The organism is Nostoc sp. (assembly GCF_036917935.1).
GTDB lineage: Bacteria > Cyanobacteriota > Cyanobacteriia > Cyanobacteriales > Nostocaceae > Nostoc.
In genome coordinates this window covers 1-12992 of the sequence record NZ_JBALEL010000033.1, presented here as the reverse complement: position 1 = coordinate 12992, position 12992 = coordinate 1, and the positions used below count along the sequence as shown (strand labels likewise).

Below are 12992 nucleotides of genomic sequence, written 5' to 3'. Positions count from 1 at the left end.
ATTCTATTCGCTCAATACTTTTCAAACATCCTCTAAGAGGATGTTTGAAAAGTCTACGCTTGTATCTAGATCCCCCCTAGCCCCCCTTTTTAAGGGGGGAATAACGTTCTCAAAGTCCTCCAATTTATCGGAGGATTTAGGAGGATCTAAAGTTTTGGATACCTCAGTCACCACTTTTCAAACAACCTCTAAGAGTCACTGCATAGAAACTATAATTTCTGGAAATGCCAAGGGGCTAATTTCTCTTTTACCAAAGAATACTTATTCCAGATGAAAATATTTTTAGTTTTGTCAATAGGCTAAACAGTAAACACATTGATTTTTTAATTGTTTAACTATTGATTTCTTCATCGTGTTCAACGACTTCCGATTTATCTTGTAACGGCTTCACCACTCGCGCGATCGCTTCTTGAATAAAAGCTTTAATAAATTCATCTCGGCGATTAATTTGAAACTGTCGCTGTACAACTTCCGTCATTCCACCATCACCCCAATCTTGGTCGTGACGGAAATATTCAATGAAACTTTTACCAGCAATTCGCGTTAAATAAGCTGCTGTCACGCCTTGAATTGCTCTACCAATAATAAAGGTGGCTACATTGAGTTGCAACGCTGTAGATAATAATTGAATTGCTCCCTTAACAATGCCCAAGCTAGCGATGGTTTTCGCTAAAGAAAGGGCTAATTCTCGTCCCCGTTCCATATTCAATTCACAGCCGTACACTCTGCCAATTTCCACAACCATTTGAGCATTAACAGCAGCTGTCGCCAATAAATCTACAACTGGTATCGGCGTGACTGATACCACACCAGCACCAATCCATTGAAACCGTTCTACGATTTTGTCAGCTTGACGGCGACGCTGGCCATCGATGAGTTTTCGCGCTTCGTCTCCCAATCGCAGAGATTGTAAAAGAATATTATCCGCTACCAAATCTTCACCTTCGGCGCGTAAAACAGCAGCCGTGCGCCGTAGCAAGGGAACAATATCCGGTTCTGGCTGGAAGGTTTCGCCAGTTTCTAGTTGTGCAGATTGGGGATTAGCAGCGATCGCTACCACATCATTAGTAGCAATAAATCCCCGTACCCGTTGACGCAATCTCGCGAGGATAGATTCTTTATCTTCATCTGTATATAAATCAGTTTTGTTCAGCACCAAAAGCGATCGCTTCCCAATTTCTGCCAACCCCCGCAGCGGCTCATATTCTGAGCGTCGTAAATCATTATCTACCACAAACAACAGTAAATCTGCTTCTGTTGCCAGTTCTCGCGCCATCTGTTCCCGTTCCGTTCCCGCCACCCCTGCTTCTAAAATCCCCGGTGTATCTGTAATTAAAATCTTGCGTTCTAATCCCTTCAACCGCAGACAATAGGTTTCCCCAACCTGAGTTGTACCCATTGGTGCATCCACTTGACCGACCATCCGTCCCATAATCGCATTAACCAGGGAAGTTTTGCCAGCACTCCCCGTACCAAATACCACTACTTGAATTTCACCCCGTGCTAGGTTGGCTTCAATCTCTCGCGAGCGACTTAATAAAGCTTGGCGTGCGACTTCATCTTGAATTTGCCCTACCTGTTGCCGTACAGCCTGGAGAGTTGTCGAAGCAGCGTCAGATTTAGCAGCCGGAATTTGTGCCGCAGTCACTCGCTTCGGGTTACGGCGCGATCGCTTTTCCCCAGTCCGAATCACCAATACATAATAAACGAAAGCGGCAACCAAGGCTCCAATGAGGACAATCAGCAGCAACAACAGCAAATTGCCTAGCAACGGCGAATAGGACAATTGCCAGTAGAGCCGTGATAGGGAATCAATAAGCCATAGGGCTAGCCCCAAAATGACGATCAGACCAACAATCAGCGTTACTATGCGTGACAGAGGCATGGCTGGGAAAGATTAGTAAGTATTTTAGTAGGCAGATGCTTCTAATCTTAATAGTTTCAGCATTTTTTACCAGAGTAGTAAGAAGCAGTTTTTGTTAAACCAACAACGTTCATATCATGTACGCATAATTTAGTTATGCTAAACCACAGTCATTACACCCCACCCCACCAAAGCCTCGCTTTGTCGGGGTGGGGTTCTTGGAGTTTAATAAGCAATTAAGTGGACATCATATCACTCCATTTTTTGCATCTTTCAAAAATTGCCACAATGTAAGAATGCAATTGTCTACATCAATATTTCAAAAAGTATTAAGATGCATACTATCACTAAAAAGTCAATAAAAAAATCTTGGGCTAGTGCGATCGCAGAACCAGCAAAAGAATTTCCTCTTACCCAACTGTCAATTATTTCTGGCAAAATCCCAGATGGCTTGCGTGGCACACTTTACCGCAATGGCCCCGCACGGCTAGAACGCGGTGGCGATAGCGTGGGACACTGGTTTGATGGAGATGGGGCAATTCTCGGCGTCCATTTCACGGATGCAGGAGTTACCGGAGTCTATCGCTATGTGGAAACAGCAGAATATTTAGCTGAAACTCAAGCGGATAGGTTTCTTTATGGTATCTATGGGATGCATCCGCCAGGCCCCATCTGGAAGCGCTGGGGGCAAAAGGTCAAGAATGCAGCCAATACTTCAGTGTTGGCTTTACCTGATAAATTATTGGCTTTATGGGAAGCAACCAATCCCTACGCCCTTGATTTGCAAACTTTAGAAACGAAGGGATTAGATGATTTAGGTGCTTTGGATAACGGATTACCTTATTCTGCTCACTACAAGCGTGATTCACAAACAGGCGAGATTTTTAACTTTGGCATCAGCATCGGAAGTACTGTACAACTGAATCTCTACAAAAGCGATGGCACTGGCAAAATTATCCAAAAAACTGCTTTTAAGCTAGATCGCTACTCGATAATGCATGATTTTGTTTTAACTCAAAGGTATTTGGTGTTTTTCATGCCACCGATGCGGATGAAAATGCTCTCACTTTTGCTAGGTTTGACTACCTTTAGTGAATCTCTGTTGTGGGAACCTCAATTAGGAACCCAGGTGTTAATCTTTGACCGGGAAAACTTATCTTTAGTTAGTCGTGGCGAAACCGATCCTTGGTTTAATTGGCATTTTGGCAATGGCTATGAAGATGAAGACGGTTCTGTGATTCTGGACATGGTGCGATATGCAGATTTTCACCAAACTAATGAGTATCTCAGAGAATTTGCAAGTGGTGAGACGCACACAGTTCCTAGAGGAACATTGTGGCAAGTGCGTCTCAATCCCCAAACTGCTAAAGTGACAGCAATACAGGAAGTTGTCAAGCGCAAGTGTGAATTTCCAGTTGTGCAGCGATGCTTAGGGCGGCAAGCTACGCAAGTTGGGCAACCTTGGCGCTATACTTACATATTATTAATGCCCGAAAGAGGGGATATAGACAAAGAATGGTTCGGTGCGATCGCCCGCTTCGACTACAAAACCGAAACCCTCACCGAAGCAGACTTAGGAGAAAACCGCTATCCTTCAGAACCCATCCATGCCCAAGATGCCCAAAACCCTGAGCAAGGCTGGGTGTTAAGCGTTGTATACGATGGTAATTCTCATAGTAGTGAAGTTTGGGTATTTGATAGCGATCGCCTGGATGCAGAACCTGTTTGCAAACTAGGATTACCTAGCGTCATTCCTCACAGCTTCCACGGCACTTGGAACCCAGCATAACAATTCAAAATTCAAAATTCACCTGATGTAGAAAAGCCCAGGAAAAACCTAACCCCCTGATCATTATTATCTAGTAAGAGAAGGAGAATCTTCATCTATAGAATTGAAGCAACTGGTTGACTTTCATATTTACTCATTCGGTACTTGCTTGAGTAAAGCTATCCACATATCAGATGGATCGGAGTAGTAATCAATTTCTTCAACTTGATATTGATAAGATTCACAACCTTCTCGTAAAATAATGCGATCGCAGGGTTTGATGCCTTTACCTACTCCAGTCATGTGCCCAATTCTTCCTTCATTGAGGCGCTCAAATATGTAGTCGCCTCCCCAAATTTGTTGTCTGTAATCATGGGTTTTATTCTTTTGTTTTAATTCGGTTGCTGGAGAGATAACCAGAGCTAATTTATTTAAAAAACTAAAACTTAAGTTCATACCTGTTCTGATTGAAGAGAAGGCACTTAAAAACAATTAAAAAATAGAACTGATGATTCATTTTCAAACCGATTAATATCATGTCCGCTTAATAACTTACGATAGTCGTTGCGAGTGCAACGTTCGCGTAGCGTCTCCAAGAGTTGCAATCACAAGGGTTCGGAGATTGCTTCTCTTCGTTCGCAATGACAACTAATCAGCCGGACATGATATAACTTAAATCTACAACACTATTAACCGTAGATTCAACTGTAAAATCACCGAACTATGGGACAAGATTAGGTGAGATATGAGTTTTTTTGCTTGAATCTCTAGTATTAATTGATCAGCTTTTTATGTCTAAAAAATGTCATATATGTATATATTTTAATATAAATAGGATCTAGTCTCTAGTTGTAGTTTTTAGAGCTACATCTACCTGTTTCAGTAATACTTCTAGGGTAGAAGAGTTATCTAAAACGACATCTGCATCAGCCACTTTTTGCTCGATAGATAATTGGCTGGTAATCCTGGCTCGTGCCTGTTCTCTATTTAAATGGTTTCGTTGTATCAATCTTTGTAGCTGTTGCTCTTGGGAACAATGTACTACCCAGATTTCTGTAACCAAATCAGTCATTCCCGCTTCAAATAATAGAGGTACTACTAACACCAGTGTTTGTAAGGAAGATTGGGCAATTGCTTTGAGGAAGCGATCGCGCACATCAGGATGAATCAAATTGTCTATCCAGTTGCGTTCATCTTGACGATTAAAGATAATTTCGCCTAGCTTTTGGCGGTTGAGGCTGCCATCTGGTAGTAAAATTTCTTCCCCATAACGTTGAGCGATCGCGCCCAGAATAGGCGAACCTAAAGATACTGCCTCTCTAGCATAAATATCTGCATCCAAAATCAGCAAATTATAAGCGCTAGCTAAATAATTGGTGACAGTGGTTTTGCCTGTGGCAATACCTCCGGTTAAGCCGATTATACGTTTTGTCATTTGTCATTTTTCATTAGTTATTCTCTTCTACTCCCTCACTCCCTGATCTCAGAATTTGTCGCCCATGCGATCAGTGCTTGGGTTAAACCATCTAAAGTATATTCTTGGGCTTCTACATCCACACGTCCGAATAAAGCATGACAAGTTTTGGAGGTTTGGGGGCCGATAGAGGCAATACAAACTCCCTCTAAGAATTGGCTAGCATCAGAGTTGTTGGGAAATATATTGTTAGTAAGTTGACAGAAAAATTGTACAGTTTTAGAACTGGCAAAAGTAATCACATCTACTTTGCGGTTTTGGAGAGCTAACTTTGCCGCAGGTGGAATACCACTAGGACAACAAGATTGATATGCCGCAACTTCTATCACCTTAGCTCCCTTGAGAGTTAATTCCTTAACCAAAACTTCTCTGCCGCCGCTTTCAACTCTGGGAAATAAAACCTTTTTACCATCTAATTTATCTGGGAAATTTTCCACTAAAGAATCGGCAACAAAGTTGGGGGGAATAAAATCTGCTTGCAGAGAGCGTTGTTTGAGACTTTGGGCTGTTTTTTCACCAACGACGGCAATTTTGACGCCAGCTAAGGCACGGCTATCTTTACCTTGGGCAATTAGCCTTTCAAAAAAGTAGTCTATGCCATTGGTAGAAGTGAGAATTAACCAATCGAAGTCAGATAAATGAGCGATCGCATTATCCAAAGCTTCCCAACTGGAGGGCGGGCCGATTTCTAAGGTAGGCATTTCGATGACTGTTGCACCTGATGCAATCAGGCGATCGCTAAATTGACTCGACTGTCCAACTGAACGTGTCACCAAGATCATTTTACCAGTAAGGGGAAGGGGAGATAGGGGGAAATTGTTTGACATAGCAGGGGGGCTAAAAGTTTTGGCTGTAATCGAAACCTGACAATCTATTTTCTCAGGTTGTAAGTACTTCCGTAGCCCAACAACTTCGCCAATAACAATTACCGCCGGCGAAAGGGATAATCCGGTGGTTTGTTCCAGAATATTGCCCAGTTGCGCTATCCAAATTTGTTGATCGGGAGTTCCCGCCCAACGAATGATCGCAATGGGCGTTAGGTGCGATCGCCCATGCTGCACCAGTTGATCTACAATCTCTGCGAGATGTCGCCCTCCCATCAAAATTACCAGTGTCTCTAACCGTGAGAGTGCCTCCCAGTCTAAAACCTCTGGTTCATGAGCTGTAAGTACTGCAAAAGTGCGGCTTAACACCGGATCTGTTAGGGGAATTCCTGCTAACAAAGGTGCTGCCAGGGCCGAGGAAATTCCTGGTACTAGTTCAAAATCACAACCGGATGCTTTCAACGCTTCAATTTCGGAAGTGCAACGCCCAAAAATCAACGGATCGCCTGATTTGAGCCGTATAACTTGTTTTCCTTGCAGACAGTGCTTTACCAGTAACTTGTTAATCTGTGCTTGGCTTGTACTGGGTTTGCCGCCGCGTTTGCCGACATCCAACTTCAGGCAATCATCTGGTACGCACTGCAATAATTGAGCATCTACTAAAGCATCGTAGACTAACACCTCAGCAGCAGCTAAGAGATTGTAAGCTTTTACTGTTAGGTATGCCGCATCTCCAGGGCCAGCACCTACCAGGTAGACTTTACCCCTTTCTTGAGTCATGGACATTTGTCATTTGTCATTTGTCAATAATCAATAGTTCTGCTTTCCCAATCCCTAATCCCCAATCCCGATAATTTCAATTCGTTTCGGTATTAATTTTTTGGATTAGCCGATCAATTTGCTCAACCATCTCCTTGTTTTTATCAGCTTGGAATAATTCTCTAGCTTTTTTGAGATTAACGATCGCTTCTTTTGGCTGTTGTTCTCTTCCTAAAGTGATTCCCAAATTATAGTAAGTGAATGCATCGTTGGGTACAAGGCTAATGGCTTTTTTGTAATGTGCGATCGCTTCTTGAGGTTTACCTCGATCGTCCATCGCATTTCCCAAACCAGTGTAAGCTTGTGCGTGTTTGGGATCAAGGCGAATCGCTTCGGTATAGCCAGCGATTGCTTCTGTTAGCTTGCCTTGAGCGTAAAAAGCACTTGCTAAATTATAGTGAGCGTCTGCATAGTTGGGAGCGAAGCTAATGGCTTTTTTGTAATGTGCGATCGCTTCTTCTAGTTTACCTTGAGCGTACAGAGTATTTCCCAAGGCATTATAACCGGCTGGATTTTTCGGTTGGAGGCGAATGGCTGCTGTATATTCGGCGATTGCTTCTGCTGGCTTTTCTTGAGCGTATAAGGCGTTTCCTAAGTAATAGTGAGCGTCTGCATAGTTGGGATCGAAGCTGATGGATTTTTTATATTGGGCAACTGCTTCTGCTAGCTCACCTCGATCGTATAGAACATTTCCTAAACGCGTATAAGTCGGTGCATAATCTGGTTTGAGGCGAATAGCTGCTGTATATTCGGTGACTGCTTCTGTGAGCTTGCCTTGAGTGTAAAAAGCATTTCCTAAGTTATAGTGAGCTTCAGCATACTTGGGTTCAAGGCTGATGGCTCTTTTATATTGTGCGATCGCAGCTTCTAACTGATTCAGTCTTGCTAAAGTCAAACCCAGATTAAAGTATGCTACAGAGTCTTGAGGAGCAAGGCTAATGGCTTTATTGTATTGTGCGATCGCTTCTTGTGGTTTACCTCGATCGTCGAGAGTATTTCCCAAGGCAATATAAGCTTGTGCAAAGTTGGGTTCCAATTCAATTGCCTTCCGAAAAGCCGCCTCCGCTCCTTTTAAATCTCCTTGTTTGTAGAGATTGTTTCCTTGCTCGAAGTTAGCAACTGCGTTTTTATTCCGAATAACTGGGGACTGAGGGGAGTTTTGAATTTTTGCTAAAATAACGCCAACATCTTTACCAAAGGCAGTATTCCCATTACTCAAACACAAGCAGATAATAGCTGCTACCAGTAGATTCTTGTTTTTCAGCATTTTTATTACCTTACCTGCTTGGTTTACATCTAATATCAAGTTGGGCTAATTCCCATCAAAAAAATACCCCACCCCAGCCCCTCTTTGCTTGCTCTTAGGGAAGCAAAACCGTAGCTTTCGCGGGGTTATAGCAGAAATTATAAGTGATTAAGCTAACTTGATACAAGTGTACTCTCCTATATTCCTGGCCATCGTTTCTTGCAAAGGCAGTCAAGGCAATTGCTGGAATTGAATAATAAGCTAGTGCAATGAGCGAGTCAGATAATATGTGTAACCAAACTAAATTCGTTTGCCATAGATAGCAAAGTTCCAAAAGAAAAACCATTCTCACCATAATGATGGGAATGGTAAAAAAATTAGGAGACACAACAGGAAGATTTAATCTCTGCAATTCTCATTAAATTTAAGATTCGCTTAACTTAGCACTCATCTTATCTAACAGTTGAGTGATTTTTTTAGCTTTTTCAGGTTGGCGCTGTTTTTGTAATAAATCTTTAGCTTGTAGTAGGTTAGTTTTAGCTTCTTCTTCTCGCTCTTGCTGCATGAGAATATTCGCCAGACGCAAGTAAGCATCAGGATTTTTCGGACTACGGCGAATGACTTCCCGGAATAATTCTGTTGCTTCTTCTACTTGTCCTTGCTGATTTAAAACATCTCCCAAAAACAAGCGCACCACATCATTAGTAGAGTTGATGGAAATCACTTTGCGAAAGGCTGCTTCTGCACCTTGGTAATCTTTGGCTTGAGCAAGATTGATGCCTTTTTGAAACAAGTCTGAGGTAATCAAAGTTTTCCAGGCGAAATAGCCCAGGATTGATAGACTGAGAACAACTACAACAGCAGCGATAATCGAACTAGTGGGAAAGGTTTCTAGCATTGTCTAAGCCAAAAGGCAGGCGATAGGAAAAATCAGATATTCCATAAAAAAGAGTTTCCAGATAAATTGGTAGAATTGAGCGATCGCACTTTTATCTTGTAAGTCTACCGTCAAACTCCGCAACCACAGCCAAGCCAATAGCCCCAAATGAGTAACTACCAAGAATATCGGGTTAACTGAGGCGACGCGTAGCACCCCAACCAGAATGATTCCCAGATAGCAGCTAGTTATTACCCAAAGAGACAGATTGAACACAGCTTGCGGGCCGAGTTTAATCGTGAAAGTAGTAATATTGTAGAGGCGATCGCCTTCCATATCCGGGATGTCTTTAAAGATGGCGATCGCAAAGGTAAACACCAATATAAATAACGTCAGCACCCATACCACAGGCGGAATTGTTTGGCTTTGGTGTAATGCCCAACTGTAATGCAGATATAGCCCTAAGTTAACAATCGTACCGCGCACCGAAAAAATACACAGCGCCGCCCAAACGGGAAACTGTTTTAAGCGAATTGGCGGTAAAGAATATGCAGTACCAATGGCCAAACTAATCGCCACCATCCCCAATAAGAATGGGCCAGTTAGCCACGCCACAACTAGCGCCAAAATCCCAGTAGAAGCGACAATTAATTGCCCAGTTTGCTGGGAAAACTCACCAGATGCTAGGGGTAAATGAGGCTTATTAATCTTGTCAATTTCCACATCTTCTAATTGATTCAGCCCGACAATGTAGACATTGCCACACAGACAAGCAATCCATGCGCCGAAGACAGGGAGTAGGGAATAGGTAGAGATGGGATTAATCGCGTCTGTACTAATGGCAATGGCAATTAAATATAAACCCAAAACACTCAGACTTGTACCAATAATCGTGTGAGGGCGAGAGAATTTCCAGAAAGCGTATAACCAATTGAAAGATGATTGAACAGGTTTGCCTGGTAAAGGGCTGTTTTGAGAACTTTGGCTCATGAGTAGCTTAGATACAGTATTCTGGCTGGTTGTTAATCATTGTCACAGAATTTGGTCATTAACAAGAGCCAAAGGCCTACATGGTATCTATATATATTAAATAAAACACAATGTCATTGCGAGCGGAACGAAGTAATCCCAGCCGCAAGCGAATTGCTTCCTTCCGTTCGCAATGACTGTAAATATTTTCGTAGGGTGTGTTACGCCGTAGGCTAACGCACCGAATGTCTAAATTTATGCATGACTTTGCCCTATTCCCCATTCTTTAAGATTGTGCGATCGCATTTACCAGTGGGAATCATAACAAACAGATTCACCTGAGTAAATAACCAATGCCTTACCAAAATATTACCGCCTCCCTTTCCGCAGCAGATATCCAAGAAATTAAAGCAGCCTTTGCGACTATTGAAGCAAAGTTACCCTTTCTCGTGACTCTGAGTGCAGAAGAACGACGCAACTTATTTAAGATGGGCGATAAAAGACTATCTTTTGTCAACACTAGCCTGATTGCTGCCCAATCTAACCGAGACATTTTACCAGCCAGTTTTGATTTAGATGAATTTGCGCGGGATTATCAACTAGCCGCTAACCTCACCGAAGTTTTGATTGGACTGCGACAACTGACGGAACAGGTAGATGATACCTTAATGGCAGTCGGTAGCGAAGCAATGGGTAGCAGTTTGACAGTTTACGACTACGTGAAGACTGCTGCAAAGAAAACTCCAGGGTTAAAAACTATTGCTCAACAATTAGGCGAACGGTTTAAAGCGATTAAAAGTAAAGCTGCTAAAGCTGCTGTCGATTCTTAAAGGATTTTTTAAAAGCCTTTAGTGATGTAGCAAAATCGTTGGAGATCCCCCTAAATCCCCCTTAAGAAGGGGGACTTTGACTCTAGTCCCCCCCTTTTTTAAGGGGGGTTAGGGGGGATCAAAACGTTAACTGAACCCCATTGCCTTAAAAAGCGTGACTTTGACTCCGGTTCCCCCCTTCTTTAAGGGGGGTTAGGGGGGATCAAAACGTTAACTGAACCCCATTGCCTTAAAAAGCGTGACTTTGACTCCGGTTCCCCCCTTCTTTAAGGGGGGTTAGGGGGGATCTCGAATGACTATGCACCAAAACCTACGCAGTATTGGGTAGGGGGTATAAACACTAGAAACTATGACAAACAAACTCAATAGTAGCAATCTCCATTTACCTTACAATCCAAAGCTTGTAGAAAGAGCAAAAGAACTTCGTAAAAATATGACCCCAGCAGAAAAAAAGCTGTGGTGTGGATATTTGAGAAAATTTCAATTTCGGGTTTTCAAACAACGACCGATTAATCATTTCATAGTTGATTTCTACTGTCCTACTTTACAAACAGTGATTGAAATTGATGGAGATAGCCATTTTACAGATGAAGGTCAAGATTATGATCTGGAGAGAACAAACATTTTGGAAGGCTATGGTTTAAAGATTATTAGGTTTACAAATAGTCAAGTTTTAAATCACTTTGATAGTGTGTGTGAGCAGATACAGCGTCTGATCCCCCCTAACCCCCCTTAAAAAAGGGGGGGACTAGAATCAAAGTCCCCCTTCTTTAAGGGGGATTTAGGGGGATCATTAAGGACTATGCACCTTAGAGGATGTTTGAAAAGTGGTTGGCTGTGATTTTAGGCACTTCTAGATCCCCCCTAACCCCCCTTAAAAAAGGGGGGGACTAGAATCAAAGTCCCCCTTCTTTAAGGGGGATTTAGGGGGATCTCCAACGATTTTGCTACCAAGAAGAGGACTTGTTCATTCATCCTCTTAACCGAATTGTATTGAGAGTCTCCTGATTTGCAAAACGAGATGTATTTATTTTGGCGAACGAACCTCAAAGCATCGCCGATGAACCTCAAAGCATCGTGAATGAACCTCAGAGCTTCGTCGATGAACCTCAGAGCATCGTTGATGAAGCTCAAAGCATCGTTGATGAACCTCAGAGCTTCGCCGATGAACCTCGGAGCATCGTCGATGAACCTCAAAGCATCGTTGATGAACCTCAAAGCATCGACGATGAACCTCAGAGCATCATCGATGAACCTCGGAGCTTCGTTAATGAGTCTTTAATACTCGCTCACGAGCATTTAGGACTTACGCAAAACTACACGCGGTAGGGGCAATTCATGAATTGCCCCTACCCAAAAATAAGGGTTTCGGCTATTGTTTGCGTAAGTCCTGGCATTAAAGACTCTCATCAGGAATTAGGAATTGCAAGCTTGATATTATACTCATAGCCGCGTGTAATCTGCCATCTTGCCCCGAACTATGCTCACCACACCCCGCCACACCAGCAAGCCGCTCTTTTTCCTTTTCTGTTTCACCCTACTCCTAACTCTCCTCCTCTCTCTACCTTGGGTAAACGCTAAAGAAACCCCCAAACCCCAACCCCAAGATTGGCAGATTAACGGGATAGTAGCCGCCCTTGATGACGGATACGACCAAGTTAAGGGATATGCTCTGGATAAATTAGTTGAATATAATCTCAAAGATTTAAAATCCGTGGGCAACAAAGCAGAGGGAATTGCCGAGAAAGCTGCCAATATCCTCAGGGATAAATCCGTTGACAAAAATGTTCGTTCCCGTGCAGCAGTGGCATTGGGAAATCTGGGGGAGGCTGCCAAACCCTACGTCAAAGACATCGCTGACATCCTCAGGGATAAATCCGTTGACTCAATTGTTCGTAGAGGTGCAGCAGAGGCATTGGGAAATCTGGGGGAGGCTGCCAAACCCTACGTCAAAGACATCGCTGACATCCTCAGGGATAAATCCGTTGACTCAAATGTTCGTTCCGGTGCAGCATCGGCATTGGGAAATCTGGGGGAGGCTGCCAAACCCTACGTCAAAGACATCGCTGACATCCTCAGGGATAAATCCGTTGACTCAAATGTTCGTTCCGGTGCAGCATGGGCATTGGGAAATCTGGGGGAGGCTGCCAAACCCTACGTCAAAGACATCCTCGACTTCCTCAGGGATAAATCCGTTGACTCAAATGTTCGTTCCGGTGCAGCATCGGCATTGGGAAATCTGGGGGAGGCTGCCAAACCCTACGTCAAAGACATCGCTGACATCCTCAGGGATAAATCCGTTGACTCAAATGTTCGTTCCG

The 12992-nt window shown here is 43.1% G+C and carries 12 protein-coding genes and 1 pseudogene; 5 read left to right on the top strand and 8 right to left on the bottom strand.

The window, feature by feature from the left end:
* Positions 1–331: 331 nt before the first annotated feature.
* Positions 332–1885 carry a YcjF family protein gene (locus V7K62_RS13860; protein ID WP_334864820.1) on the bottom strand — a complete coding sequence of 518 codons (1554 nt, stop codon included), beginning with the start codon at positions 1883–1885 and terminating at the stop codon, positions 332–334.
* A 313-nt stretch (positions 1886–2198) separates the two neighbouring features.
* On the opposite strand from V7K62_RS13860, the gene V7K62_RS13855 reads away from it, so the two are divergent.
* A complete protein-coding gene (locus tag V7K62_RS13855) occupies positions 2199–3653 on the top strand; it encodes a carotenoid oxygenase family protein (RefSeq protein ID WP_334864818.1) in 1455 nt (484 codons plus the stop codon).
* A 129-nt stretch (positions 3654–3782) separates the two neighbouring features.
* Here the strand turns inward: V7K62_RS13855 and V7K62_RS13850 are convergent, their stop codons facing one another.
* From V7K62_RS13850 to V7K62_RS13825, 7 genes and pseudogenes are all read right to left on the bottom strand, one after another.
* Positions 3783–4088, bottom strand: coding sequence for a hypothetical protein (locus tag V7K62_RS13850; protein ID WP_334864816.1), 306 nt, complete (start codon positions 4086–4088; stop codon positions 3783–3785).
* 382 nt (positions 4089–4470) lie between these two features.
* The gene (coaE, locus tag V7K62_RS13845) at positions 4471–5067 is read right to left on the bottom strand and encodes a dephospho-CoA kinase (RefSeq protein ID WP_334864814.1); all 597 of its coding nucleotides are present in this window, start codon (positions 5065–5067) and stop codon (positions 4471–4473) included.
* 35 nt (positions 5068–5102) lie between these two features.
* Positions 5103–6710 carry a uroporphyrinogen-III C-methyltransferase gene (cobA, locus tag V7K62_RS13840; RefSeq protein ID WP_334864812.1) on the bottom strand — a complete coding sequence of 536 codons (1608 nt, stop codon included), beginning with the start codon at positions 6708–6710 and terminating at the stop codon, positions 5103–5105.
* A gap of 76 nt (positions 6711–6786) precedes the next feature.
* A complete protein-coding gene (locus tag V7K62_RS13835; RefSeq protein ID WP_334864810.1) occupies positions 6787–8016 on the bottom strand; it encodes a tetratricopeptide repeat protein in 1230 nt (409 codons plus the stop codon).
* Between the two features lie 196 nt (positions 8017–8212).
* A pseudogene (locus V7K62_RS31555) lies at positions 8213–8350 on the bottom strand (hypothetical protein); the annotation flags it as partial.
* A 69-nt stretch (positions 8351–8419) separates the two neighbouring features.
* The gene (locus V7K62_RS13830; RefSeq protein WP_334864808.1) at positions 8420–8893 is read right to left on the bottom strand and encodes a tetratricopeptide repeat protein; all 474 of its coding nucleotides are present in this window, start codon (positions 8891–8893) and stop codon (positions 8420–8422) included.
* A 3-nt stretch (positions 8894–8896) separates the two neighbouring features.
* A complete protein-coding gene (locus tag V7K62_RS13825; RefSeq protein ID WP_334864806.1) occupies positions 8897–9862 on the bottom strand; it encodes a homogentisate phytyltransferase in 966 nt (321 codons plus the stop codon).
* Between the two features lie 332 nt (positions 9863–10194).
* Between V7K62_RS13825 and V7K62_RS13820 the strand changes: the two genes are divergently transcribed.
* The 4 genes from V7K62_RS13820 to V7K62_RS13805 form a co-directional block, all read left to right on the top strand.
* Complete coding sequence (locus V7K62_RS13820) at positions 10195–10671, top strand: hypothetical protein (RefSeq protein WP_334864804.1); 477 nt, start codon at positions 10195–10197, stop codon at positions 10669–10671.
* Between the two features lie 349 nt (positions 10672–11020).
* Entirely contained in the window at positions 11021–11407 is a 387-nt protein-coding gene (locus V7K62_RS13815; protein WP_334864802.1) for an endonuclease domain-containing protein, read from the top strand.
* A gap of 296 nt (positions 11408–11703) precedes the next feature.
* Complete coding sequence (locus V7K62_RS13810; protein ID WP_334864800.1) at positions 11704–12000, top strand: hypothetical protein; 297 nt, start codon at positions 11704–11706, stop codon at positions 11998–12000.
* Between the two features lie 151 nt (positions 12001–12151).
* Positions 12152–12992: HEAT repeat domain-containing protein (locus V7K62_RS13805; protein ID WP_334864798.1), on the top strand; the 841-nt coding region annotated here is incomplete at its 3' end.

Bases quoted from the DNA above. Each gene is read 5' to 3' on its own strand.
- V7K62_RS13860 (WP_334864820.1), bottom strand. From the start codon at position 1,885: ATGCCTCTGTCACGCATAGTAACGCTGATTGTTGGTCTGATCGTCATT.
- V7K62_RS13855 (WP_334864818.1), top strand. From the start codon at position 2,199: ATGCATACTATCACTAAAAAGTCAATAAAAAAATCTTGGGCTAGTGCG.
- V7K62_RS13850 (WP_334864816.1), bottom strand. From the start codon at position 4,088: ATGAACTTAAGTTTTAGTTTTTTAAATAAATTAGCTCTGGTTATCTCT.
- coaE (WP_334864814.1), bottom strand. From the start codon at position 5,067: ATGACAAAACGTATAATCGGCTTAACCGGAGGTATTGCCACAGGCAAA.
- cobA (WP_334864812.1), bottom strand. From the start codon at position 6,710: ATGACTCAAGAAAGGGGTAAAGTCTACCTGGTAGGTGCTGGCCCTGGA.
- V7K62_RS13835 (WP_334864810.1), bottom strand. From the start codon at position 8,016: ATGCTGAAAAACAAGAATCTACTGGTAGCAGCTATTATCTGCTTGTGT.
- V7K62_RS13830 (WP_334864808.1), bottom strand. From the start codon at position 8,893: ATGCTAGAAACCTTTCCCACTAGTTCGATTATCGCTGCTGTTGTAGTT.
- V7K62_RS13825 (WP_334864806.1), bottom strand. From the start codon at position 9,862: ATGAGCCAAAGTTCTCAAAACAGCCCTTTACCAGGCAAACCTGTTCAA.
- V7K62_RS13820 (WP_334864804.1), top strand. From the start codon at position 10,195: ATGCCTTACCAAAATATTACCGCCTCCCTTTCCGCAGCAGATATCCAA.
- V7K62_RS13815 (WP_334864802.1), top strand. From the start codon at position 11,021: ATGACAAACAAACTCAATAGTAGCAATCTCCATTTACCTTACAATCCA.